This is a genomic window from Acidaminococcus hominis, from assembly GCF_900291475.1.
GTDB lineage: Bacteria > Bacillota > Negativicutes > Acidaminococcales > Acidaminococcaceae > Acidaminococcus > Acidaminococcus hominis.
Genome location: NZ_OLMM01000004.1, coordinates 547832 through 572579, shown reverse-complemented (window position 1 = coordinate 572579; position 24748 = coordinate 547832). Strand labels below are relative to the sequence as shown.

Sequence of the window (24748 nt, the reverse complement as noted above, 5' to 3'; positions counted from 1 at the left end):
GGATGGGAGGCTGGAATATGGATACCAACACATTGGTAGAGAAGTATGAGCAAGAGATGATTGGGGTGCGGCGCACGATTCATCAGCATCCGGAACTAAGCAACAAGGAGTTTGAGACCACCAAACGGATTGAGAAGTTCCTCAGAGACTGTGGCATTGAGGTGCTGGAGGTGGGCATGAAGACGGGCTGCATCGGGCTCTTAAAGGGCGGCAAACCCGGCAAGGTAGTGGGCCTGCGGGAAGATATTGATGCCCTGCCCATTGTGGAACAGACAGGGCTGCCTTTTGCCTCCTGTGAGGAAGGGGTAATGCATGCCTGCGGTCACGACATCCATCAGACGGTGCTGATGTACACGGCCAAGGCCTTGTCCGAAATCAAGGACGAATTGGCTGGTGATGTGCTGTTTATCTTCCAGCCGGCTGAAGAAGCGCTGTATGGTGCTTTGGAAACCTTGGCAACGAAGTTCTACGAAAAGGTTCATCCGGACGTGCTGCTGGGGCTGCACTGCTCTCCAGAATGGGATGCAGGAACCATTGGGGTCATCAAAGGACCGGCCAATGCGTCTTCAGATTTTCTTACGGTGACGGTAACCGGTAAGGCTGGGCACGGGGCCCACCCGGAAAACTTTGTGGATCCCATTATGATCAGCGGGTATCTGCTGGCGGAACTCCAAACGGTGGTATCCCGGGTGAACCGGCCGGTATTTCCGGCAGTGCTGACCTTTGGCTCCATTCATGGGGGCAAGGCTGGCAATGTGGTGCCGGAAAAGGTGGAAATGGTGGGAACTCTGCGTTCCCTGGAACCCAATAGCCGGAAACTGATGCATGAAGAAATCAACCGGATTGTGGAACATGGGGCTGCGGCCTTTCGGGGCAAAGGAACGGTAAAATGGGACGATGGTATGCCGCCGCTGATTAACGATGATAAGGTCATTGATGCTGTGGTGAAGGCTGCCGGGGAGACCATTGGAGCGGAGAACGTAAAACCCATTCCCTATCCTTCCACCGGGTCCGACGACTTTTCCTGGATGTTCCCCAAGCTGTGTCCGGGAGCCCAATTCCGTTTAGGCACGGGCAACAATGAGGACAGCAATACCCGTTGGGGACTGCATAATCCGAAAAACGTATTCGATGAAAAGGCTTTGGCCACAGGGGTGAAAGTCCTGGTGCAGTTTACCCGGGACTATCTGGGCTAAGTCACTGAAAACAGGGGGAGGAAGCCAATGAAAGCGAAGGAATTTCCACAAACAGTTGCACTTTTGTTTTTCTTGATTTGTTTTGCGGCCGTATTGACCTGGATCCTGCCGGCAGGGGAGTTTGATACCCAGAAGGTGGGGAATGTAACCCGGGTAGTAGCAGGTACGTATCATGCTGTTAAGCAGACGCCTCAGGGACCCTTTGCGGTACTGAATGCGGTAGTTATCGGTTTCCAAAGAGCGGCTGTGCTGTTTGCCATGGTGCTGTTTACGGGCTCCGCGGTGCACATGATGCAAAAAAGCGGGGCTGTAGAAGTAGCTTTTAAATCTTTGACCACGGGCGGCAAAACAGCCAACCTGGGTGCCATTATTTTCGTAATCATGGCCTTCATGTCCGTAGGCGGCGCCACCGGCGTATTTGCCAATCCTACGGTAGCGTTGATCCCTATCGGCATGGTGGTAGCCAAGACCATGGGATTGGATGCAGCGGCCGGCTTTATGATGATTTACCTGGGTGCCTATTCCGGCTTCAACGTAGGCTGGGCCAATCCGTCCACCCTAGGGGTTGCGCATCCTATTGCGGAATTGCCGGTGTTCTCCGGGATGTCCGTGAGGTTTGTGTTCCATGCGGTGAACTTCGTCTTGAACTATCTGTTTGTTATGCGGTATATCAAGGGGATTCAAAAGAACTACACCACCAGTCTTTGCTACTATGACGGCATGGCAGAAGCTGACGTTATGGGGGATAAGCTGGGCGAAACCGTGGAAAGCTCCGGTAAAATGACTGGAGTACAGAAATTCTGCATGGGTACTATGATTCTGGCCATTGTGGCTATCATGACCGGTGCAGTAGTCGCCAAGTGGGGGAACCAGCAGATTGCGGCCATTATGTTCCTGGCGGTAATCCTTCAGGGGGCTGCCCAAAAGCTGGGGGTCAACGGTACCACCAAGGAATTTATCGAAGGGTGCAAACCCATGTTGAATGCGGCTTTCATCATCGGCTTTGCCAATGGCATCTCCGTTATCCTGAAAGACGGGCACATCCTGAATACCATTGTGTACTATTTGTCCATTCCCATTGGGATGTTCGGCCCGGTGGTGGGCGCCATTCTGATGTTCTGGGCCAACCTGTTCATCAACCTGTTCATTCCTTCCGGTTCCGGCCAGGCTGCTGCGGTAATGCCGCTGATGGTGCCGCTGGCCGACCTGACGGGAATTACCCGGCAGGTAGCTGTGCAGGCCTTCCAGTTTGGTGATGGCTTGTCCAACTGTATCGTTCCTACGGCAGGGACCATCATGGGCTCCCTGGGGATTGCAGGCATTGCCTACAATCGGTATGCCAAATGGTTTGCTCCTTTCCTGCTGCTGCAGAGCATCCTGGCCTCCATTGCGCTGGGAGTCTTACAGGTTGCTGGTTGGACGGGACTATAAGCATATAGAAAATCCGGAGTGCAAACTCCGGATTTTTTTGTGCACAAAAAGCGAGAAAACCTGCTTTTCCTATGATTCCTTTTTGGTATAATAAGAGTTAGAGAGAAAATATGCAGCATAGCTTAAATACAATCGAATAACAGGTATTTCTGGTCGATGGCGGGACTGGCAGCAGGGCAGCAAGGGAGTTCACCGCGCTGGTAACCGGGAAGGCTTGGTATTCAATCGCAAAGAGAGTGGGAGCGTTCACATGGAAAAGAAAGTCTATGATACGTATGTACAGATTCTAAGAAATGAATTGAAGGTTGCCCTGGGCTGCACGGAACCCATTGCCATTGCCTACGCAGGGGCCAAGGTCCGGGAAGTGCTGGGTCAGATGCCCGAGCATTTGGAAGTGGGCTGCAGCGGCAACATCGTCAAGAACGTGAAGGCGGTAACGGTGCCCAATTCCGGCGGCCAGCGGGGGATTCAGGCTGCAGCTGCCATGGGTGTTATCGGAGGAGATGCTTCCCAGGAACTGGCGGTGTTGGAAGCGGTAAAACCGGCGGATATTGAAAAATGCAAAGCGCTTTTAAAAACAGATTTTGTAGACTGTAACCTGGTAGAAAATGTGGCTAATCTTTATATTGATATCAAAGCTACCGCAGGGGAACATTCTGCAGAAGTGGAAATCCAGGATTACCATTCCAACATTACGAAAATCGTCAAGGACGACCAGGTGCTGCTGAACCGGGACAATGCCGCCGGCAAGGAAGCTGCACCGGTGGGACCGGACAAGAGCCTGCTGAACGTAAAGGATATCTTGGAATTTGCTGATACGGTGGATCTGAAAGAGGTTCAGGACGTACTGGAACGGCAGATTGAATACAATACGGCCATCTCTGAAGAAGGACTGAAGCATCCCTACGGGGCTGAAATCGGACGGACTTTGATGGAAGACTTTGATACCAGCAAGGTGGAAGTCCAGGCCAAAGCGCTGGCTGCGGCGGGCTCCGATGCCCGGATGAGCGGCTGCCCCATGCCGGTGGTAATCAACTCCGGCAGCGGCAACCAGGGGATTACGGTGACCATGCCGGTGGTGGTGTATGCCAAATACTACCATATTCCCCAAGAGAAACTGTACCGGGCGCTGATTGTCAGCAACCTGATTTCTATTCACCAGAAACGGTATATCGGCAGCCTGTCCGCCTACTGCGGGGCTACCAGTGCGGCCTGCGGCAGCGGGGCCGGCATTGCGTACATGATGGGCATGAACTACGAGGAAATCAGTGAAGTCATCACCAACAGCATTGCCACCATCGGTGGCATGGCCTGCGATGGTGCCAAGTCTTCCTGTGCGGCTAAGATTGCGGCCGCAGTGGAATGTGCTACGGTGGCCATCCATATGGCCCGGAAGAAACGGGCTTTCAAGAGCGGCGAAGGCTTGGTGAAAGATAATGTAGAGGAGACCATTGCGGCCATCGGTGATATGGGCCGGGTGGGGATGAAATCCACGGACGTGGAGATTCTGAACATTATGCTGGATAAAATCAAGCCACTAGAGAACAAGAGATAAAGGACTAGCAGAGGAAAACTTTCTCCGTCAGCCCCCTTTCCACCACCCTTTGGGCGGTTCCCCTTCCCCGAGTGGTTCGCATTGTACCAATCAGCCGCGCTCTTCGAGCTTGCTTCTTGGAATGCTATCACAGAGGTCGCATTAGCCGGTCCTCCATTGCTGCCTTGATGTGGACGACCGGATGCGACTCCCAAACGTGGAAGGTAGTGGCTGCCACCTCCTCCAACGCTTTGCGCTCATATCCAATTATCAAGGCTGTAAGCCGCAGAGAATTGGTTAATATGAGCCATGTGATAGCGGCCTGCAAAGCGAACCCGTAGGGTGAAGCTGCGCAGCGAGCCGCGAACCACTGGAGGAGCCTGTAGTAGAAAAAATCATTGTGGCCATTGGTGATATGGGCCGGGTGGGAATGAAATCCACGGATGTGGAGATTCTGAACATTATGCTGGATAAGATTAAGCCGCTGGAGAACAAAAACTAAAGATTCATGGGGGAACTGTCGGGTTTGTGCCTGCGTGCTATAATACCTGTAGAAACCCAAAGGAGGAATATCCTATGATTACAATGTATGGAAGCCGCATTTGCATCGATTGCCGGAATTTCCTGGCGCTCATGGCCAGCCGGAAGCTGGAAAAGGAGTTCCAACTGGTAGATATTACGGAAAATACCACCAATATGAAGCGGTTTTTGACCCTGCGGGATCATCAGCCGGTCTTTGCAGGGGTACGGACCCGGGAGCCGGAAAGCGGCATCGGGATTCCGGCCTTCCAGAAGGAAGATGGAACGCTGACGTTAAGCGAGGACGAAGCGCTGTCCTGGATTGGCCAGCCGCCTATGACGGAAGCGGAACACGTGGAGAAAAGATAAAAAACGGCAGCAAAAAGCCCTGGAGCATCAGCAGATGCTTCAGGGCTTTGTCTATTTTAGGTTAGTCTTCCGGATCAAACAGGAACAGGCGGTGGCGTTTGTCGGTGGCCAGTTTGGTAAACCGGTCATATTGCCGCAGTACGTCTACAATCAGTTCTTCTTTTTTCATATAGCGGACGGGGTAGCCAATGCGGCCATCGGCAAAGTAGCTGACGGGCACGTACATGACTTCCCGGTTGATTTGGGGCATGGCCGGGTTTTCGGTAGCAAATTCCGATACGTCGGTTTCCTGGCACATGACACCGTAGGTAAAGTTCCGCATGGTGCTTTGGACAATGGTAAATTCGGCCCTGGGCATATTGTAGGGGCCGTTCATCTTTACCGTGGCTTTGACTCCATAGTTTTCCATTTCTTGGGCCAGTTCCTTAAAGGCAGGAACAGCGGTGTTCCGGATAAAGTCCCGGGCGTGATTCAGGTCCGGGGAAATGGCCATGGAATGCAGCCGGTCCTGCCAGGCGGAGCCGGTCCAATAGGAGGTGCAGGCGGACAGGCCGCGGCCAAAGTAGTCTTCGTCTACCAGGAGGCCTTTGAACAGGCAGAAGCACAGCAGCAGGAGAATCAGCAGGAAGGGCAGGGCCATAACCATATTCATGGCCTGGAGGGCGTCCAGACCGCCGGTGTACAGCAGCAGGATGGCCAGGGCTGCCAGTACGGCGCCCCAGAGAATGCTCTGCCAACGGGGGAATTGGGTACCGCCGGAGGAGGCAATGCCGTTTACCACGAAAATCCCTGAGTCGGCGGAGGTTACAAAGAACAGGGTAATGACCACAATGGACAGAAAGGAGGTAATCTGGCTGAAGGGCAGCTGGTGCAGGAAGGCAAACAGCATACTTTCGGTCTGCCCGGTAAGGCCGGACAGGATGCCCTTGTGGGTCAGGTCCACCCAAATGGCGGTGTTGCCGAAAACCGTCATCCACAGCAGGTTAAATACCGTGGGCACCAGGAGTACGCCCAGGATAAATTCCCGGATGGTGCGGCCCTTGGAAATCTTGGCGATGAACATGCCCACAAAGGGGGACCAGGTAATCCACCAAGCCCAGTACATAACGGTCCAGGAAGTGAACCAACCCTCGTTTTGGGGGTCGTAGGCAAAGGTCCGGAAGCTCAGGGGAACCAGGTTGGCAATGTAGGCGCCCAGGTTTTCCGTAAATGCATTCAAGGTGAAAACCGTGGGACCGGCCAGCAGAACAAACAGCATCAGGCCAAAGGCCAGCAGCAAATTGATTTCACTCAGATACCGGACGCCTTTGCTGACGCCAGAAATTGCAGACAGAATGGAGCAACTGGTGCAGACCAGAATGATGAGTACCAGGGTGGAGGGCTGGACGGAATCGATCAGGTGGATTTCCTTAAAGCCCGCCGCCAGCTGCAGGGCACCGTAGCCCAGGGTGGTAGTGATACCGAAAATGGTACAGGACAGGGCCACCACGTCGATGAAGCGGCCGATGGGGCCGTTGACCTTATCTTTCAGGATGGGGAAGAAGGCCCGGCGTACGGTCAGGGGCACGTGGTAACGGAACCCGAAGTAGGCCAGGGCCAAGCCCAGGACGCCATAAATGGCCCAGGCGTGGATGCCCCAATGGAAGAAGGTATTCAGCATGGCGGTTTTGGCCTGGTCATTGACAGACAGACCGGCGTGAAGGGGCTGGGCAAAATGGGAAATGGGTTCCGCTACCCCAAAGAACATCAGCCCAATGCCCATGCCGGCCGCAAACAGCATGGCCAGCCAGGAGAAGAAGGAGTGCTCCGGTTCGTCATCATCGTTGCCCAGACGAATATTCCCCAGGTTGCTGACGCAGAGAATCAGCAGAAAAATCACGAAGAAAGAGGCTCCCAGGATGAACAGCCAGCCGGTAGAGCTGGTAATCCAATGCCGGGCCTGGGTCAGATAGGTTTCGGTGATTTCTGGAAAGGCTGCACAGCCAAATACTACGGTGAAAATAATGATGATGCTGGGAAGGGTAATTCCCGGATCAAACGAAGTATACTTTTTCAATTTTTCCCATGTGCTCAATAGGATTCCCCCTTTTGGAAATGCGTTTGTTTAGAATGACAAAAAACATGCGTTTTCGCTTTCAAAAATATGCGTGTTTTGATACAAATTATCATACATAATAACTAATTATACCACAAAATGTATTAAAATTGCTAATTTAGCAAAACGTTAAATGCATAAGAAAGTTATAAAAACCGAAAACCCGCATGGAGACTGGACTTGTAGGTCAGAAAAAAATACGGTTTTTGCATGCAATTGGACGCAAAAATGGCGAAAAAACCGTCAGTTTTTGCAGGCACAAGGAGTGACCTACAGGGGAGTATGGTTTTTGGCCAGCGAGAAAAAATTGAGGATAGGTATAAGCCCCAGTTTATCTTGGTGTACGAATTCCTGCCTTTTACAAAGGGGGGCCTTCGCCGTATAATCAAGGTAAGGGCAGGACGGCGGCAGTGGGCCGCCAGGGTCCAGTCCGCGTAACCCATCGTTTGCAGGTGTTTTTCTAAGGAGGGATACTATGGATTTAGGTTTAAAAGATAAAGTGGTTTTGGTGATGCATTCGGCTTCTGGCTTGGGCAAGGGAATTGCCACGGAAATGGCCAGGGAAGGGGCCAAAGTGGTGCTGGCTACTTCCGGGCCCTACGAACAGCGGATGCGGGACGTGCAGGAAGAAATTGCCCAAAAGACCGGCAACCGGCCGGAAGGGTTTGTGTGCGACCTGCTGCACCCGGAAGAAATTACCCGTTTGGTGGATCAGGTGGTCAGCCAGGTGGGGGATATCTGGGCGCTGGTGAATGTATGCCCTGGGCCCAAGCCCGGCACCTTTGACAAGTTTGGCGATGAGGACTGGGAGGAGGCCTTCCACCTGTGCCTGCTGTCCTATGTGCGCACCATTCGGGCGGTACTGCCTTCCATGAAGCGCCTGGGCGGCGGCCGGATTCTCAACAGCACGTCCTCCTCGGTAAAGGACTGCCTGGATAATCTGCTGCTGTCCAATACCATGCGCATGGGTGTGGTGGGGATGAGCAAGACCCTGGCCCGGGAAGTGGGGCCTGACAACATCCTGGTGAACGTGATTGGACCGGGGCGGGTAGCTACCAAGCGTATTGACCAGCTGAATAGAATTCGTGCTGAAAAGCAGGGACTGTCCCTGGAAAAGGTGGAAGAAGACGATATGGTGAACTTCCCCCTGGGCCGCTACGGCACCACGGAAGAATACGGCCGGTTGGCTGCCTTTCTGTGCAGCGAGGCCAACAGCTACGTATCCGGACAGACCATTCTGCTGGATGGCGCCATGACCAAGGCGTATTAAGAGCTTTTGTAAAAACTGGATTCTCCTCTGAACGGCGGGGAATCCATTTTTTTTGTTGCATACTATTCCTAATGGGAATGGGAAAAGGTTATTTTTCTTCATTTTTCAGCATACCCTTCGAATCTTATAATAAATACATAAATAGATTCGGAAAACTCTGAACAAATGAAGGAGGAAGTATCATGTCAATGGCGCTGGTGGCGCTCCTGTTTCTTCTGGGAGCCATTGTGCTGGGCTTTGTGAAAAAGTCCAATGTGGGATTGATCTGTTTGGGACTTACGGTGATTTTGGGCCGGCTGGGGAATATTCCCTTGGGCAAAATGTACGGTGGGTTTCCGGGAAAGTTGTTCCTGACCCTGCTGGGAACTATGTTTTTCTTTAGCCTGCTTCAGGAAAACGGTACCTTGGAAAAGGCTTCCAAGAAACTGACCCGGCTGTGCGGTACCAAGGTGTTCCTGGTGCCCATTGTGATTTATCTGGTAAGCTATATTCTCTCGGCCATTGGACCTGGAGCCATCAGTGTCCAGACGGTGATGGTGCTGTTTGCAGTGCCGCTGGCCTTCCAGCTGGGGGTAAGCCCCATTCTTATGGGAGTCATGGCCATTCTGGGTGCTGTGGGCGGTACGGCGTCTCCCATTGCCCTGACGGGAATCATTGTGGGGGATTTGCTCAGCGAAATGAACGTGGCCATGCCGGGCAATGCCATTTTCCTGGGGGTAACCGCGGCCAACGTGATGTGCGCCCTGGTGGTGTATCTGCTGTTTAAGGGCTGGAAGCTCCGGGGGGAAAGTACCCAAAGCCAGGAAGCCATTGCTTTTGACGGCATTCAGAAATTCAGCCTGCTGCTGATTGCCATTTTGTTTGTGGCTGTGGTAGGCTTCTCCCAGGATGTGGGCTTTGTCTGCTTTACCCTGGCTTTTGTGCTGCTGATGACGGGCAAGGTGGACGAGAAGGCGGCGGTGAAGCGGCTGCCCTGGAATACGTTGATCCTCATCTGCGGCATCAGCGTGCTGATGAACCTGGTGAAGCTGCTGGGGGGTATCGATTTGATGGCCAAGGGTCTGGCCTACTTTATGAACCAATATACGGCGGCAGCCTTTATGGGGATGACCGGGGGTATTATGTCCTGGTTCTCCAGCGCCAACGGAGTGGTGTTCCCCACGCTGATTCCTACGGTGTCCAAGGTGGCAGCCAATGTAGGCGGGGCATCTCTTATCCAGATGGTGGCAGCCATTGTGTGCTCGGCTACTGTGGCGGGCATCAGTCCCATGTCCACCGGCGGTTCCCTGATTATGGCCGGGGTGGCCCAGGAAGAACGGGGAAAAGCGGAAGAAGCTGGTTTGTTTGCTAAATTGTTTGGCCTGTCCGCCCTGTGCGTGGTGATTGTTTTTGCCTTCACCCTGGCTGGCGGTCTGAAATTCTTGTCCTAGGAGGAAACGCTATGACCATTTATGTAGGTTCCCGGACTACCAAAGCCAGAAAGGCGGAGGGAGAAGGGATTACAGTATACGAAGAAAAAGGCGGGAGCTGGCAGAAGTTCCAAACGCTGCCCTGTCTGGAAAATCCGTCCTATTTCTGCGGCAACCGGGCGGGCAGCCGGCTGTACGCCATCCATGGGGATGGGTGCACGGCCACTGCTCTGGCAAGAGCCAAGGACGGCACGCTGACCGAACTGAACACGGTGCCGGTGTACGGCACTAACCCTGTGCATTTGGTGCTGAGCCCCAAGGAAACGTCCCTGTACGTGGCCAGCCTGGAAACCGGCAGTGTGGCCCAGGTGGCGGTGGAAGCGGACGGGAGTCTGGGCGCTGTTCGGCAGCTGACCTTTGTGCCCGGGCAGCCCGGCCATGGGTACGTTTCCCATCCCCACCAAGTATGTCTGGATCCCAGTGGCCGCTGGCTGCTGGTACCGGCCCAGGGCCGGGACCACGGGGTGGGCGGGGTAACGGTGTACGCCATTCATCCGGAAACGGAAGAATTGGAAGCCCGTTTCTTCTGGCAGGCACGGCCTGGTGCAGAACCCCGGCATATGGCCTTCCATCCCAATGGGAAGTTTGTGTACCTGGTGAACGAAAAGGACAGCACGGTGCTGTTCTTCCACTTTGACCCGGAAACGGGGAGTCTGGAACCCCAGCAGCTGCTTACCAGCCTGCCGGAGGATTACTTTGGTCCCGGCTGGGCCAGCGGAATCGTTATGGGGAAAGGGGGCCAGGCACTGTACGTGTCCAACCGGACCCACGACTCGGTGACGGTGTATGCCCTGGAGCCGGAAACTGGCCGGATGACCTATGTCCAGAACGTGCTGACCGGGGGCCGTCAGCCCCGTTTCATCGGGCTGAATCCGGAGGGTACGGAGCTGGTGGCGGCCAACGAGCTGACCCATACCCTTAGCCGGTTTGCTGTCCAAAAAGCTGGAACGCTGGTAAAGAAAACGGAGGAAATTCCTGCGGGTTCGCCGGTGTGCGTGTGGTGGCAGGCCTAAAGCAACAAGAAAAAAGCAGTCTTGTGAACGGAAGCGGCGTTCACAAGGCTGCTTTTGTTTTTAGCGGACAATTGTTCCTGGACGGCGGGCCTTCAGGGCTGGAAGTTTTCCAGGGCCAGATTGGCGGTGAGCCAGCTTTGGGCCAGGGGAAGCAGGCGGCGGCCGCTGTCGGTCAGGCTGGTTTCCCGGGCGCCCTGGCGGCGGGCAATCAGGTCTGCGCCCACCTGGCGTTCCAGCTGCTTTAGCCGGTAGCTGACGGTGGCCTGGGATACGTAGAGCAGGCGGGAGGCTTTGCTGATGTTTTTGACCTCAGCCACAGCCAAAAAGGTTTCAACCAGATCTTTTTCCATGCTAAGCCTTCCTTTCTGCCCTTTGCTGGGCACGGTCCTGAAATGTTGGAAAAAACGCTGCTCCAGTCTGGAGACCGTCAGAGGGTGAAGGTTTTGAACGGTACTGGAGCCAGCGTTTTGTCTTGCTCTTATCATAGCAAAAATCTGAAATTTTGGCGAAATGATATTTTGGTATGTACTTATATGAATTTATTTATAGCTCCAGGAAAACTTGAAAATTTTCCTGGAGCTATAAGCTGTGGGTTATACGAGTATATAAGATTACGACTTTTACGGACGGGAGTGGGCTTGCTATAATCAAAAGAGGGACCCAATTCTTATAATGGTAAATTGCAAGTTGAATTTGAACAACTATAATCAAGAAACACACTCAATAGCATAAACTTCATCGAGGAATGCATCAAATAGCTCTGACGGCGTATGGTAGCCCAAAACACGACGTGGGCGCTGGTTCAGCGTATNGGTAAATTGCAAGTTGAATTTGAACAACTATAATCAAGAAACACACTCAATAGCATAAACTTCATCGAGGAATGCATCAAATAGCTCTGACGGCGTATGGTAGCCCAAAACACGACGTGGGCGCTGGTTCAGCGTATCTGCCATGTTCAGGATATCCTCATCAGAGAACCGCTCTACGGACATGCCCTTTGGGATGAAATCCCTCAGCAAGCCATTGTGGCGTTCGTTTTGAGCCCGTTCCCACGAGCTGTACGAATGTGTAAAGTACATCTTGGTGCCGAGACTCTCGAACTGTGACAAGTTCTCAAACTCAGGACCGTTATCGGCCGTCATCGTCTTAAAAATCTGGCTGAAGCGCTCTGCGCCATATAGCTCCTGCAACTGTGCAAGAGCGGATTCAACGCCGGCACAGGTACGTCCAGGAATGCGGATGGCGATGTAGTTGCGCGTAACCTTTTCAACAGCAGTGAAGACTACTGCCTCACGGCCTGCACGCTGACCAACGACCGTGTCCACTTCCCAGTGGCCAATTTCGGTACCTTCATTGACGACGGCAGGACGTTCCTCAATGGAGCGACCCTTCATACGCTTGTTCTTACGTACCCATTTCCGACGGTGTTTATGCTTTAAGGCTCGCGGGACTTCGAAGAGCGACAGCGGAAGCTTATTAGCCCAAAGCATGTTGTAAAGCGTCTTGGTACAGGGAATCTGTTCCGGCGTAAATAGCTTGTTCCGCCTAGCATAGCCAACGCAGGCATCCAGTGACCAACGTTCCTGGCGGACTTGTTCTACCATCCATTGGATGAACGATTCGCAGTCGTCATGATCGATTTTGCAAGTCTTCCTGGAGTTCTTGCGATTCTTTGCGTATGCCTTCTGACCGCGCTTTGCCATATACTGTGGGGCACGACCGTGCTTGCTTTTTCGTTCCGGCGTTCCACGCCGAAGCTCATAGAAAACAGTCGTATGAGCACATCCTACTGCAGCAGCAATGTTGCGAAGGGAAAGCCCTTGACGATGCAGAGCTTGAATCATACCACGTTCTTCCAAAGAAAGATGGCGGCCGGGGATACGTACGTCCTCCATTGTGTTAGAATGGATGTGATCCATCGTGATTGCTCCTTTGTTGATGATTTCTCGCAAAACCATTTTAGCATGAGGCTTCACTATGGATTTTTATTTTTTGATTAACTGTTCAAGTTCATTTTACAACTGACCCAATTCTTATAATGACTGGATTAAAGAAAGGTCCAAATTGCCGCCGGAAAGAACGAATACGACTTTTTCTTCCGGGGTAACGTGGAGTTTGCCGCATTGAATGGCGGCGAGACCGATGGAGGAAGAAGGTTCTGCCAGTACCTTGCCTTCTGTCAGCAGCAGTTTCATGGCGGGCAGCAGGGCTTCTTCGGGAATGTCCAATACTTCATCTACTTTATCCCGAACAATGGGGAAGGTTTTATCCCCGGGCCGCAGGGTGGCCACGCCGTCGGCGATGGTGTCCACCTGGGGTACGGTTACGGGATGGCCGGCTTTCAGGCTGGCAGTAAAGCGGGGAATCAGGGCCGGTTCGCAGGCGTAGACTTTGGTCTGGGGCCGGATGGCTTTTACGGTGGTGGCAATGCCGCTGGTGAGCCCGCCGCCGCCAATGGGAATGACCACTGCATCGGGATTGGGCATATCCTGGAAGATTTCCAGGGCAATGGTGCCCTGGCCGGCCATGACGCCGTAGTCGTCAAAGGGCGGCACGTAGCAATAGCCCCGCTCCTGCTGCAATTTTTCGGCAATGGCAAAGCGTTGGGGCTTTTCGCAAAGGACCACTTCGGCACCCAAATCCCGGACGGCCTGGATTTTGATGGCCGGCGCATGGGAGGGAATCACCACCGTGGCCTTGATGCCCAGCATTTTGCAGGCGTAGGCAACGCCCCGGCCGTGGTTGCCGCTGGAAGCGGTGACAATGCCCCGGGACCGTTCCTCCGGGGACAGCTCCAGAATCCGGTTTAGGGCGCCCCGAATCTTGAAGGAATGGGTCAGCTGCATACATTCTGCCTTGACGTATACCTGGCAGCCCAGAAGGGCGTCCAGAGCCTCTAGATGAATCAGGGGTGTATGGTAGACGTAGGGAGCCAGGCGGTTTTGGGCCTGGAACACAGTTTCAAGGGATAACATGGTGGTGATACCTCCTTACAGGAATAATTTCTGCTTCCATGGTAAGCCGGAAACCTGAAAAATACAAGCAGGAAAGTGCACCGTTTTGTTGGGCTTGGTCTGGGAAAGGCGCAGGCAAAAGAGAAAGAAAATCGCTATAATAAAACTACAAGGCAGCAAGAAGCAAAGCTTCTCACATAAAAGCAATTCACAAAGGAGAGATGAGTAATGAAAAATCCCGTACCGCAAGGAAAATACGTGCCCGCCGTCCGGGCTGGACAACTGATTATGACCGCCGGCATGACGTCCCGGAAAGATGGGGTGCTGATCTACACCGGAAAGGTGCAGGCGGACAAGCCCCTGGAAGAATACAAGGAAGCCGTCATTCAAGCGGCTGCCAATGCTCTGACGGCTGCCAAAAACCAGCTCCAGGAAGGGGAAAAAATTGGCCGGGTACTCCAGATGATTGTGTATGTCAACGCCGCAGAAGGCTTTGTGGACCACACCAAACTGGCGGACTTTGCTTCTGAATATCTGACGGAACAATTGGGAGACGCTGGGGTTTGTGCCCGCTGCGCCCTGGGTATGGCCAGCCTGCCGAAAAACGCGCCGGTGGAGATTTCTCTGACGGCTGTGGTAGGGTAAGGGAAAGAACTATTAGTTTGTGCTGTTGGGGCGGAACCTTCGGGTTCCGCCTTTTTGTGCGGTCTGCGAACCTGAAGTGTGCTGGCCTGGGGAATCCCCTCAGCGGTTCGCCGTATTCCAGTCGTCATCGCCTTGCAGGCTCGACTCCTGGACGGCTGTCACAGGGGTCGTATATTCCATTTCTCTACGGCCAAGGCCTTGAGAAATGGATACGACTCCCTTAGTCATCCTGCGGTGACAGTTCTCCCAGTGGTTGGTGCTATGGGCGCCCGCTGGGCCGGGGCCCTCCGGGCCAATTGAATTGGACTTCATTCGGGGGTGTGAAATAATAAAATTGCTGAACTAAACTTCCTCAGTCAGTCCTACGGACTGCCAGCCCCTACACGCTTGCAGGGGCCGGTCTTGGGCCTATACGAGTCATGTGCAAAATGGGTATAGGAAAAGAAATCATAGTTACGTAGATGATTGTAATATCCCGTTTTATCACATGTCCAGTAGTGGATAGGAACGCTTCCTGAGTGGTTCGCCGTGCTCCGTAGTGGTTCGCAGCTAGCTGTTCATCTGCACTCAAAGAGCTTGATTCACAGGCTGCTATCACATGGCTCATATTAGCCAATAATCCCTTAGAATTTTTGGTGGATTATTGGATATGAGCGCATCCCCTTCACCCTGCGGGTTCGGCTCACGGACGGCTATCACATAGGTCGCATATACCAAATGTCCTCGGGAAAATGCATTGACATTTGGATGCGACCGTAAAGCGTTGCGTTCGCGTCCAAACAGCGCTACAGGTATTCCAAAAGCTGTTTGGAATACGCGAGCCATGCGATAGCTGCCCAGAAGGCAAGCCCGAAGGGCGACGCCGCCTGGCTAGCAGCGAACCACTGTAGGAAGTATCGCATTTTCCTTTATAGCCCCCTTCAAGCGTGAAGGGGGTGGCAGCCGAGAGGCTGACGGAAGAAGTTTTCCAGGATTCAGGCGACGATAGAAGTTTTATTTTTTCATACCTCCTTTTTGTGCGGTCAGCGGAGGTTTGGGCGGCCCTTCGGACTCCTGGACGAAACCCCATCCCGGCTGCGCTTACTCTCTTGGGGCGCAGCCACCCTTCCCCTTCTCCTGTTCGCTGCGCGAACAGGTAAGCGGAAGGCAAGTCGGCCTGCGGCCGCAAAAAATACCCTCGTTAAAATAAAATTTACTCGATGTTCTTCATTTGCTAAACTCTCTTCGACGCCTTTCGCCGCCACCACTGAAGGAGCCTATTGGGTTTGAACTATCTCTGCCGACTGCGTCGGCATCTCCTCCACGTTTGGAGGAGACAAATAGGAAAAAGCCCCGGACTGGAGGGGCCAGTCCGGGGCAGCAACGGTATAGCATTTTTGGAGTATTAGCTGTTGAATTTTTCCACATCCAGGGAATCCAGGGATCTGGCTACGATGATGGTGCCAGCCATATCGCCGGAAACGTTGGCGGTGGTATGGACAATGTCCAGGATGGGCCATACGGCAGCCAGCAAGGGTACCAGGGTCAGGGGCATGCCTACGGTTTGCAGCAGCACGGAGGACATGACAATCCCGGCGCCTTTTACACCAGCGGCCCCTACGGAAAGTACCAGGCCCAGGAAGATGAACTGGACACAGGCCCCGATGGTAATGGGTACGCCAAACAGGTTGGATGCAAAGACGGAAATTACGCCGATGCCGCAGGCCATGCCGTTCATATTGCAGGTATTGCCCAGGGGCAGGCAGAAGCCGTAGATGTTTTCAGGAATGCCCATTTTTTCATTGGCAATCTTTAATTCCAAAGGCAGGGTAGCAGCGGAAGAGGTGGTGGAAGCAGCCACAACCATAATGGGGGCTACGTTCTTCAGATACTGGATGGCGCTGAGCCGGCCCAGGAATTGTACCAGCAGGGGCTGGATGATGAAGATGACTACCAGGCATACGGCCCAGTCGGTGGCGATAAAGTTTACAACCTGGTACAGCATACGGCCGCTGATGGTGGTCATCATGTCCGCAATCAGGGCGAAAATCCCGATGGGGGAGTATTTCATGACCAGGTCGGTCATCTTTAACATCACGTTGGCGGCTTGGTCAATGAGTTTGACAACGCCGGCACATTCGTCGCCCAACAGCAGCAGGACAATACCGGTGAGCAGGGCAAAGATGATGATTTGCAGGGTGTCGCCTTTGGCCAGGGATTCAAAAATGTTGGTGGGAATCCACTGGATCATGTTGGACAGAAAATCGTAGGAAACGGTTTTCCCGGATTCGGAAGTCAAGAGGTCCGTTACGCCTTTGCCGGGTTGGGTGAACAGGGCGAACAACAGGCCCAGAGCGGCGCTGACCGCGGAAGTAATTAGGTAATAGCAGACAATGCGGATACCTACGGTGTACAGGCGCTTGATGTCGCCCATCTTACACACGCCGCTGATCAGGGTAAAGAGCACCAAAGGTGCAATCAGCATTTTTAACAGCCGCAGGAAGATGTCGCCCAGGAACTTGATGTGGGGTACCACACCGGGTGCGTAGACGCCCACCAGGATGCCGGCAACGATACCGATGAGAATCTGTTTCCATAATGCCATATGAATGAGTTTCTTCATGAAAAAAACCTCCCTTGTAGTCCGGGGATGTTTGGCGGACGGCCCGGCTTCCATGCGTGTGATTCTTAGCTAAAAATATTATAGAAAAAAACAAGGGCCTTTTGCCAATATGTAAATAGATATCACCTTATACAAAAATACGTATGGGAAAAAACGGGAAAAGGGCATAAATACTTGCTTTTTAGGAGTATAATCAAAGACAACAAGATTTATTTCGGTAAAAAGTATACAATGTGCAGAATACAAGAAAGGGGAGCGCTATGGAAAAAGGAATGGAATATGTGCTGGCGGTGTACGAGGAACATGGCTTTTCCAAAGCCGCGGCCAAGCTCTTTGTAACCCAGCCCGCACTCAGCGCCATTGTAAAAAAGGAGGAGCAGCGGTACGGGCTGCAATTTTTTAACCGGCGGGTAACGCCCCTGACGCTGACGGAAGCAGGCATCAAGTACATCAACAGCGCCCTGAAAATTCGGGAAATCGAGCAGAAATTGGGGAAGGAGCTCCAGGCCCTGCAAAGCCTGGAACAGGGGACCCTGCGCATTGGGAGTTCGGCGTTTTTCTGCGCCAATGAGCTGCCCAAACTGGCGGATGCCTTTCGGAAGGCCAGCAAAAAGCCAGCCAACATCAATTTACTGGAAGGGAATACGGCGGACCTGGTCCAGTACCTGCAAAAGGATACGGTGGACATGGTGCTCAGTGTGGATACCAGCTACGGCAGCAAATGCCAGGGCTGCTACCTATATTCGGAAATGATGCTGCTGGTGGTGCCGGCAGAGTACCCGGTGAACCAACGGCTCCGGGAGGCGGCGCTTTCCTGGGAAGAGGTGAAACAGGGCCGGTACTGGGAGCCGGACTGTCCCCAGGTATCCCTGGCAGAGTTTCAGAAGTATCCCTTTATTCTCCTGACCAAGGGCAACGACAGCCATAAGCGCATCAAGAAGATGTTCCGGAATGCGGGCATTCGCCCCCAGGTACTGCTGGAAATGGACCAGATGCTTACCAGCTACTTTATTGCCCGGGACGGCAAAGGGGTGACCATGATCCGGGCGGAGGTAATCAGTTCCCTGGAGGCTACGCCCAAACTGGTGTACTACAAGGTGGCGGACCCGCTGGCAGTACGGGGCGTAAATCTGTACTATAAGAAGCATGTGCCTTTGTCTCCTTTGGCCAAGGCCTTTATGGAATTTTGCCAGGAGGAAGGGGCCAAGTACGGGAAAGTTCTTGGTGGATTATAATCTCCCTTCGCAGGGAAAAAACACAGAAATATTTGTGAAAAAATAAAGGAATCCAGTATAGATGCGGGCCTGAAAGCCGAAATGAATCCTTAGCCTATAAGTAAATTGATATAACAGGTGTCTTAAATACCAATTGGTAATTGGGGCCGGGCTTTTCTATAATAGAGACAAGAGATGTTTGGCAAAACACCTGGCAAGTGACGCATGGAAACAACCACAATCAATTTTGATTCAGGAGGGAATATTATGGATTTACTGACGGAGAAATTTAAACGCTTGGGAATTGACAATGCACCGGGACAGGAAAAATTGCAGGCTGCAGCTCAGCTGGACCTGCGGGGCGAACCCCTGCCGGGCCCCAAAGTGGACTTTTCCCACGGGGATGTAGATGCCCACAAACCCACACCGGGTTCTCTGGATGCATTCATTGAAGGCTTCAACATGGGCAGCTGCGTAGCGTACACGGAATACCGGGGCGGGGAAGACCCTCGGCAGGACGTAGCCGCCAAATTGGCCGCCTTTACCGGAGCTCCTGTGGATCCGGACAAGGAACTGATCCTGACTCCTGGTACCCAGGGCGCGCTGTTCCTGGCACTGGGCTGCCTGGTAGGCCGGGGCGACAAGGTCGCCATTGTGGAACCGGACTACTTTGATAACCGGAAACTGGTGGAATTCTTCGAAGGGGAACTGGTACCGGTTAAATTGGATTATCTGAGCCAAAATACCTGTGCTGGGGTGAACCTGGATGATTTGGAAGAATCCTTCAAACAGGGCGTAAAACTGTTCCTGTTCTCCAACCCCAACAACCCCACTGGTGTGATTTATTCTGAAAAGGAAATTACCACCATTGCCAAACTGGCCAAGAAATACAATGTAACCCTGCTGGTGGATGAACTGTACTCCCGTCAGATTTTTGACGGCCATCCTTACACCCATCTCCGGGCCTTGGAAGAGAAACCGGATAATATGCTGACCATTATGGGACCGTCCAAAACGGAATCCCTCAGCGGTTTCCGTCTGGGTACGGCTTTTGGTTCCAGCTGGATCATTGACCGGATGGAAAAACTCCAGGCCATTGTTACCCTGCGGGCTCCCGGCTACTGCCAGCATGTATTCAAGGTCTGGTTCAACGAACCGGAAGGCTGGCTGGCTGACCGGATCCGGCAGCATCAGGAAATCCGCGATGCCCTGATTAAACTGGTAGAATCCCACGAAGGCTGCTCGGTAAGAAAGACCGAAGGGGGCAGCTACATATTCCCCACCCTGCCGCCTTTGGATGTAAGCATCAGTGATTTTGCCAAAATTGCACGGAAAATGGCCAATGTGACCCTGACGCCGGGCACGGAATTTGGCCCGCAATTCACCCACAGCTTCCGGATGAACTTCTCCCAGGACAAGGACAATGCCATTGCCGCCCTGGACCGGGTGCTGCAGCTGATGGAACGGTATAGAAGCAAATAAGCATACGGAAACGCTGACTTTTGATCCGGGCTGGGGGCCGCAGGGCTGCCCGGTCCGGGTACTATACAGAAAAGAGGAAATAACATGGCAAATAAACCGGTATTTGATGAAGCGCTGCAAAAGGAAATCAAAAGCAAGTTCTGTTATATGGATGAGGATATGTTCGGCCATAAACGGCTGTTCTTTGAAAACTCCGGCGGCTCCCTGCGCCTGAAGGCCTGCGTAGATGCCAAGGCCAAATACGAAATGATTCCTGACTGCCCCCTGCGTTATCATGACGTATCCGAGCAACTGCATGAAGTGAAAGCCAAGGGCATTTCTGACCTGCTGGAAGTTATTTTTGGTGCAGAACCGGGCGAAGGGGCTCTGGTAACGGAACTGACCCCGTCCAAGACCACCTTCAGCATTACCCGTGCCATTATTGAAAATGTTCCTGGCAAGAACGTGGTCACCACCTCCATCGAACATCCGTCCGCTTATGATGCTGCCGCCATCTATGCTGCCAAAATGGGCATGGAACTGCGGGTGGCCCAAGCCAACCCCAAAACTGGCGGGGTGGACGTGGACGCCATTGTGAACCTGGTGGACAAGGATACCTGCCTGCTCAGCGTCATGAGCGCTTCCAACATTTCCGGCAAAGTATTCCCCATGAAGGAAATCATCGAAAAAGCCCGGGCCATCAAACCGGACCTGTACATCATTTCCGATGCAGTACAGCATATGCCCCACGCCGCTTTGTATGCCCACGACCTGAAGCTGGACGGCATGATTATTGCTCCTTATAAAGCGATGGGTATCCGGGGCTGCGGCTACGGCTACGTTTCTGACCGGGCTGCTGTGCTGCCCCATGATAAATTAAACGGCAAGGATGCCAAGGAATGGGAACTGGGCACCTATCCCCATGCCAACTTCGCTGCCATGAGCGCCATGGTGGACTATGTATGCTGGCTGGGCCGTCACTACACCAATTCTGAAAGCCGCCGGGAACAATACGTGGTAGGCATGAAGAAAGCCCACGAACAGGAAGAAGCCCTGCTGGAACATATGCTGGAAGGCAGCGAAACCGTTCCTGGCCTGCGCCATATCCCCGGGGTAGAAGTGTACTTCGATGATGGTCCTATTGACGAAACCCGTGACCTGGTAGTGGCTATGGGCATGAAGGGTGTGGACTACACCGACCTGCGCCTGGCTTATGAAAAACGCCACATCATCGTCTTTGAACGGATCAACACCAGCCTGTACTCCAAACGGATTGTAGAATCCCTGGGTCATACGGGCCTGCTACGGGTATCCCCGCTGCACTGCCATGACTTCGGCGACATCGATACCTTCCTGAAGGCTACGGTGGAAATTGCCAAGGAATTTGGCGTGAAATAAGCTCCTAAACGAAAGAACCCTGCATAGAAAAAACCGCTGGAAAGCAAGAAATTGCTTTTCAGCGGTTTTTATTTATGCAAGGCTGTTTCTTATCATACAACTGCTTTTTACAGGCAGCGTTTGTAGATTTGGACCACATCTTCCGGCAGCAGGGGACGGAAGCCTTTGATCACGTTGCCCTTGGAGGAGCAGGCTTTTTGGGCCATGACGGGGATGTGTTCTTCCCCAATACCCACTTCGTGGAGGGTGCTCTTGAGTCCCAGGGTGGTGAACAGGAAGTGTTCCAGGTGGTTGATGGCTTCGTGGGCAATGGTCAGGGGTTCCTGCTGGGGATCCAGACCAAAGACGTTGACGCCGAAGCGGACGTACCGGTCCACATTCTGCTCGGTGAGGCAGTATTCCAGCCACCGGGGGGTGAGAATGGCCAGACCCAGGCCGTGGGTAATGTCATAGTAGGCGGACAGCTGGTGCTCCATGGCGTGGCAGCTCCAGATCTGGTTCTGGCAGGTTTTGAACAGGCCGTTGATGGCCCAGGAAGCGGCCCACATCAGGTTGGCCCGGGCTTCGTAGTTGTTTGGTTCCTTCAGGGCGATGGGGGCATAGCGGATCACGGTTTTCATCAGCCCTTCCATGAAGGTGTCCAAAAGGTACATGCCTTCGGTGGGGTTAAAATACGTTTCGATGGTATGGGACAAAATGTCTGCGGCGCCGCAGGCGGTATGGTAGGCATTTACCGTATAGGTGGTTTCCGGGTCCAGGAAGGAAACCTTGGGCTGGATCAGCATGGTTTTGGCGCCCCGTTTGTCATCGGTGTCGGGGTTGCTGAGCACGGCCACATTGTCCATTTCGGAGCCCGTAGCGGCCAGGGTGGGGATGGTGATAATGGGCAGGGCTTTTTCCGCCGGTACCCGTTTGATGAAGAAGTCCCAGGGGTCGCAGTCCACGCAGGCCCCGATGGCAATCATCTTGCCCGTATCCAGGGCGGAGCCGCCGCCGGCCGCCAGTACCATATCGATGCCTTGCTCCTTGCAGACCTGCACGCCTTCCCGTACCTTGTCGATGCGGGGGTTGGGGAGCACGCCGGAAACTTCAAAGCAGGTAAGGCCGGCTTTTTGGATTTCCTGCTGGATGGTATCGTACAGGCCAATCTTTTTGATGGAACCGCCGCCGTAGACCAGCAGCACCTTTTTGCCGTATTGGGCCAGAACCTCGCCCAAATAACAGAACTGGTCCTTGCCGAAATAAATCTTGGTGGGAATATCGTAAATAAAATCCTTCATGTGAAAAACCTCCTTCAGGATGGTGTGACAAGACAACGTACAGTTACAGTATAGCTGAATTTGGCGGAAAAGAAAACTGGGGGCGGGGCAAAGGAAATTTCCTTTGCCCCGCCCCTGGGTGTCAACTTTGGTGGTGCGGTCAGTGAATCTGAAGTGATGTGGTGCCGGGTATTCCCTCAGTGGTTCGCGGCTCGCTGTTCGTCATCGTCCTTCGGACTTGATTCACAGGCCGCTATCACAGGGGTCGTATATTCCACCTTTCTGCGGCTGACGCCTTGAAAGGTGGATACGACTCCCTCATTCAGCCTGGGGCTGACATCTCTCCCCAGCGGTTCGCGGCAAACCGCTTAGTTGCGCCCTTTGGGCTTACTTCGCGGGCCGCTATCGCATGGGCCTTATTGACCAAACCGCCTTTGGAAAACTGTGGGGCTGTTTGGATGCGGCCGCATAAAGGGTGGAGCTTATAAGGGAAAAGCGGAAAGGCCCTGCAGTCCTAGGTGCCTTTCCGCCTGCGATCCGTCCTATTGTAGATTAGCGGGGGAATAGGGCGGGATTTTCCCGTGTTTTATTCTAGAAGAAATTGTTAGAAAATACCAATACCTTCTCTATGATAGGGCTATGGGAGGAAAGCTATACCTAAAAGCTGATTTCATAATAATTGTTCTAGCTGTTCGGTAAGGGCCCCAGAAATGCTTGGGCAGCAGAAATGAAGCCGGTAATTTAAACGGGCTAGTTTTGGCCGAACAGGAAAGGAACGTCTTTTTGACTATCATGATTAACCAATGATTATTGAATCTTTCATAGATAAACTCAAATAACTCATATGGGGGGATAAGTATTAGCAAAGCTGGAACTATTCACCTAGAATGGAAATAGAAAAATCTTCGGATACTACAGGGGGGGAAGAAAAGACGCAGTACCAGGGAGCTTTTTCCAGTTCCTGTGAGAAATGTAGGTTATGGAAGGCATAACTAGAGAATCATTGGTAAAATTCTGAAAACCGGCCTATAATCGAAAGCGTAGGCAGTTAGCCTCGCATCGATTTTCTGAACCGGCACAAGCCGGATAACTTGACGAAAAGAGGATGCAAAATGAGAAAATTTAAAACGGTGTATATGCGCGGCGGTACCAGCAAGGGCTGTATGTTCCTGCGGGAGGATCTGCCAGCGGACCGGAAGGAATGGGATGAGATTTTCCTTCAGGTTATGGGCAATCCGGATCCCAAGCAGATGGACGGCATGGGCGGTACGGTTTCTTCCAATAATAAGATTGTGATTGTGTGGAAGAGCGCAGAAAAAGATGTGGATGTGGAATACCTGGTAGGCCAGGTGATTGTGGGCAAGAAACAGGTGGACTACAAGTCCAACTGCGGCAACATGACAGCTGCGGTGGCTCCCTTTGCCGTGGAGGAAGGTTTGGTGCCCGTGGTGGAACCCATTACTACGGTACGGATGCTGAACAAGAACACGGACAAGTACATCAACGTAACGGTGCCCATTGACCCGGAAACCCATACCTTTGCCCAGGACGGGGACTGCCACATTGCCGGTATTGACGGCACGGCGGCAGAACTGAAGGTAAACTTCCTGAACCCGGCCGGTGCCAAAACAGGGAAACTGCTGCCTACGGGAAGCACCCTGGACGTGCTGGATATTGAGGGCCGGAAGTTTGAAGCCACCATTTTGGACGTCTCCAACCCTCTGGTGCTGGTGAAGGCAGAAGACGTAGGCCTTACGGGCACGGAAATGCCTGCGGTGGTGGACGCCAACAAGGAAGCCTCTGCCCTCCTGGAAAAAATCCGGGGCGCAGCAGCAGTGAAAATGGGCTTTGCCAAGGATTTGGCAGATGCTACGGCCAATTCTCCGGCAGTTCCCAAGGTGGGCGTATTTACGGCTCCTGTAGGCTATACGGACATTGCCGGCCAGCCGGTGGAAGCGTCCGCTATGGATCTGTGCGTACGGGTGATCTCCGTATTCAAATGCCACAAGGCCTGCCCGCTGACGGCCGCCAGCTCCATTGCGGTAGCGGCGTTCCTCCCGGGTTCCATTATTGAAAAGACCCTGGGGGCACTGCCGGAAGGGACCAAGTCCGTGCGGTTGGGTCACCCCAGCGGCGTGATGACGGTGTATCCGGACCTGGAAGAACAAAACGGGGAAATCCTGGTACACGGGGTGGCAGTACAGCGTACGGCCCGCCGGACCATGGATGGCTTTGTTTACATCCGGAAATAAGTTATGGGAACTTTGCTATTAGCTGTAAACAATGCTATAGAGAAAATCTGATACCCCCTATGGG

At 53.1% G+C, this 24748-nt stretch carries 18 protein-coding genes; 12 read left to right on the top strand and 6 right to left on the bottom strand.

Annotation, left to right across the window (positions count from 1 at the left end; genetic code table 11):
- Nucleotides 1-17: 17 nt before the first annotated feature.
- The 4 genes from C7E10_RS06195 to C7E10_RS06180 all read left to right on the top strand — a co-directional run bounded on the left by C7E10_RS06195 (nt 18) and on the right by C7E10_RS06180 (nt 5049).
- A complete protein-coding gene (locus C7E10_RS06195) occupies nt 18-1196 on the top strand; it encodes a M20 metallopeptidase family protein (RefSeq protein WP_105326462.1) in 1179 nt (392 codons plus the stop codon).
- Nucleotides 1197-1223: 27 nt separating this feature from the next.
- On the top strand, nt 1224-2627 hold the full coding sequence (locus C7E10_RS06190; protein WP_105326461.1) for a YfcC family protein: 1404 nt from the start codon (nt 1224-1226) through the stop codon (nt 2625-2627).
- A 250-nt stretch (nt 2628-2877) separates the two neighbouring features.
- Nucleotides 2878-4182, top strand: coding sequence for an L-cysteine desulfidase family protein (locus C7E10_RS06185; protein WP_105326460.1), 1305 nt, complete (start codon nt 2878-2880; stop codon nt 4180-4182).
- Nucleotides 4183-4737: 555 nt separating this feature from the next.
- Nucleotides 4738-5049, top strand: a complete 312-nt coding sequence (locus tag C7E10_RS06180; RefSeq protein ID WP_105326459.1) for a hypothetical protein — start codon at nt 4738-4740, stop codon at nt 5047-5049.
- Nucleotides 5050-5110: 61 nt separating this feature from the next.
- On the opposite strand, the gene C7E10_RS06175 is transcribed toward C7E10_RS06180, so the two are convergent.
- Complete coding sequence (locus tag C7E10_RS06175) at nt 5111-7123, bottom strand: BCCT family transporter (RefSeq protein WP_105326458.1); 2013 nt, start codon at nt 7121-7123, stop codon at nt 5111-5113.
- A gap of 496 nt (nt 7124-7619) precedes the next feature.
- On the opposite strand from C7E10_RS06175, the gene C7E10_RS06165 reads away from it, so the two are divergent.
- The 3 genes from C7E10_RS06165 (at nt 7620) to C7E10_RS06155 (ending at nt 10896) form a co-directional block, all read left to right on the top strand.
- Complete coding sequence (locus C7E10_RS06165) at nt 7620-8414, top strand: SDR family oxidoreductase (RefSeq protein WP_105326456.1); 795 nt, start codon at nt 7620-7622, stop codon at nt 8412-8414.
- Between the two features lie 182 nt (nt 8415-8596).
- Entirely contained in the window at nt 8597-9844 is a 1248-nt protein-coding gene (locus C7E10_RS06160) for an SLC13 family permease (protein ID WP_231086343.1), read from the top strand.
- Between the two features lie 11 nt (nt 9845-9855).
- Nucleotides 9856-10896, top strand: a complete 1041-nt coding sequence (locus C7E10_RS06155) for a lactonase family protein (protein WP_105326454.1) — start codon at nt 9856-9858, stop codon at nt 10894-10896.
- Between the two features lie 92 nt (nt 10897-10988).
- Here C7E10_RS06155 and C7E10_RS06150 read toward each other — a convergent pair whose 3' ends face one another.
- The 3 genes from C7E10_RS06150 to C7E10_RS06140 form a co-directional block, all read right to left on the bottom strand.
- Complete coding sequence (locus tag C7E10_RS06150; RefSeq protein ID WP_158572315.1) at nt 10989-11246, bottom strand: LysR family transcriptional regulator; 258 nt, start codon at nt 11244-11246, stop codon at nt 10989-10991.
- Between the two features lie 495 nt (nt 11247-11741).
- A complete protein-coding gene (locus tag C7E10_RS06145; RefSeq protein ID WP_105325528.1) occupies nt 11742-12818 on the bottom strand; it encodes an IS30 family transposase in 1077 nt (358 codons plus the stop codon).
- Nucleotides 12819-12932: 114 nt separating this feature from the next.
- Nucleotides 12933-13874 carry a threonine ammonia-lyase gene (locus C7E10_RS06140; RefSeq protein WP_105326452.1) on the bottom strand — a complete coding sequence of 314 codons (942 nt, stop codon included), beginning with the start codon at nt 13872-13874 and terminating at the stop codon, nt 12933-12935.
- 207 nt (nt 13875-14081) lie between these two features.
- Here C7E10_RS06140 and C7E10_RS06135 point away from each other — a divergent pair, with 207 nt between their 5' ends.
- Nucleotides 14082-14498, top strand: a complete 417-nt coding sequence (locus C7E10_RS06135; protein WP_105326451.1) for a RidA family protein — start codon at nt 14082-14084, stop codon at nt 14496-14498.
- A gap of 1384 nt (nt 14499-15882) precedes the next feature.
- On the opposite strand, the gene C7E10_RS06130 is transcribed toward C7E10_RS06135, so the two are convergent.
- Nucleotides 15883-17100: a dicarboxylate/amino acid:cation symporter gene (locus tag C7E10_RS06130; RefSeq protein ID WP_105326450.1), complete on the bottom strand. Its 1218-nt coding sequence runs from the start codon at nt 17098-17100 to the stop codon at nt 15883-15885.
- Between the two features lie 260 nt (nt 17101-17360).
- Here C7E10_RS06130 and C7E10_RS06125 point away from each other — a divergent pair, with 260 nt between their 5' ends.
- The 3 genes from C7E10_RS06125 (at nt 17361) to C7E10_RS06115 (ending at nt 21173) form a co-directional block, all read left to right on the top strand.
- Nucleotides 17361-18335 (top strand): LysR family transcriptional regulator, encoded by a 975-nt coding sequence (locus C7E10_RS06125; RefSeq protein ID WP_105326449.1) that lies wholly within the window; start codon nt 17361-17363, stop codon nt 18333-18335.
- A gap of 246 nt (nt 18336-18581) precedes the next feature.
- Nucleotides 18582-19796 carry a pyridoxal phosphate-dependent aminotransferase gene (locus C7E10_RS06120; protein WP_105326448.1) on the top strand — a complete coding sequence of 405 codons (1215 nt, stop codon included), beginning with the start codon at nt 18582-18584 and terminating at the stop codon, nt 19794-19796.
- Nucleotides 19797-19880: 84 nt separating this feature from the next.
- Nucleotides 19881-21173 (top strand): aminotransferase class V-fold PLP-dependent enzyme, encoded by a 1293-nt coding sequence (locus C7E10_RS06115; RefSeq protein WP_105326447.1) that lies wholly within the window; start codon nt 19881-19883, stop codon nt 21171-21173.
- 107 nt (nt 21174-21280) lie between these two features.
- On the opposite strand, the gene C7E10_RS06110 is transcribed toward C7E10_RS06115, so the two are convergent.
- Nucleotides 21281-22453 carry an iron-containing alcohol dehydrogenase gene (locus C7E10_RS06110; protein WP_105326446.1) on the bottom strand — a complete coding sequence of 391 codons (1173 nt, stop codon included), beginning with the start codon at nt 22451-22453 and terminating at the stop codon, nt 21281-21283.
- Between the two features lie 1091 nt (nt 22454-23544).
- Between C7E10_RS06110 and C7E10_RS06105 the strand changes: the two genes are divergently transcribed.
- Nucleotides 23545-24684 carry a 2-methylaconitate cis-trans isomerase PrpF family protein gene (locus C7E10_RS06105; protein WP_105326445.1) on the top strand — a complete coding sequence of 380 codons (1140 nt, stop codon included), beginning with the start codon at nt 23545-23547 and terminating at the stop codon, nt 24682-24684.
- Nucleotides 24685-24748: the final 64 nt, after the last annotated feature.

Coding starts and splice junctions, on each gene's coding strand:
- C7E10_RS06135 (WP_105326451.1), top strand. CDS start 14,082: ATGAAAAATCCCGTACCGCAAGGAAAATACGTGCCCGCCGTCCGGGCT.
- C7E10_RS06180 (WP_105326459.1), top strand. CDS start 4,738: ATGATTACAATGTATGGAAGCCGCATTTGCATCGATTGCCGGAATTTC.
- C7E10_RS06140 (WP_105326452.1), bottom strand. CDS start 13,874: ATGTTATCCCTTGAAACTGTGTTCCAGGCCCAAAACCGCCTGGCTCCC.
- C7E10_RS06160 (WP_231086343.1), top strand. CDS start 8,597: ATGTCAATGGCGCTGGTGGCGCTCCTGTTTCTTCTGGGAGCCATTGTG.
- C7E10_RS06155 (WP_105326454.1), top strand. CDS start 9,856: ATGACCATTTATGTAGGTTCCCGGACTACCAAAGCCAGAAAGGCGGAG.
- C7E10_RS06125 (WP_105326449.1), top strand. CDS start 17,361: ATGGAAAAAGGAATGGAATATGTGCTGGCGGTGTACGAGGAACATGGC.
- C7E10_RS06185 (WP_105326460.1), top strand. CDS start 2,878: ATGGAAAAGAAAGTCTATGATACGTATGTACAGATTCTAAGAAATGAA.
- C7E10_RS06165 (WP_105326456.1), top strand. CDS start 7,620: ATGGATTTAGGTTTAAAAGATAAAGTGGTTTTGGTGATGCATTCGGCT.
- C7E10_RS06120 (WP_105326448.1), top strand. CDS start 18,582: ATGGATTTACTGACGGAGAAATTTAAACGCTTGGGAATTGACAATGCA.
- C7E10_RS06130 (WP_105326450.1), bottom strand. CDS start 17,100: ATGAAGAAACTCATTCATATGGCATTATGGAAACAGATTCTCATCGGT.
- C7E10_RS06115 (WP_105326447.1), top strand. CDS start 19,881: ATGGCAAATAAACCGGTATTTGATGAAGCGCTGCAAAAGGAAATCAAA.
- C7E10_RS06150 (WP_158572315.1), bottom strand. CDS start 11,246: ATGGAAAAAGATCTGGTTGAAACCTTTTTGGCTGTGGCTGAGGTCAAA.
- C7E10_RS06195 (WP_105326462.1), top strand. CDS start 18: ATGGATACCAACACATTGGTAGAGAAGTATGAGCAAGAGATGATTGGG.
- C7E10_RS06110 (WP_105326446.1), bottom strand. CDS start 22,453: ATGAAGGATTTTATTTACGATATTCCCACCAAGATTTATTTCGGCAAG.
- C7E10_RS06145 (WP_105325528.1), bottom strand. CDS start 12,818: ATGGATCACATCCATTCTAACACAATGGAGGACGTACGTATCCCCGGC.
- C7E10_RS06105 (WP_105326445.1), top strand. CDS start 23,545: ATGAGAAAATTTAAAACGGTGTATATGCGCGGCGGTACCAGCAAGGGC.
- C7E10_RS06190 (WP_105326461.1), top strand. CDS start 1,224: ATGAAAGCGAAGGAATTTCCACAAACAGTTGCACTTTTGTTTTTCTTG.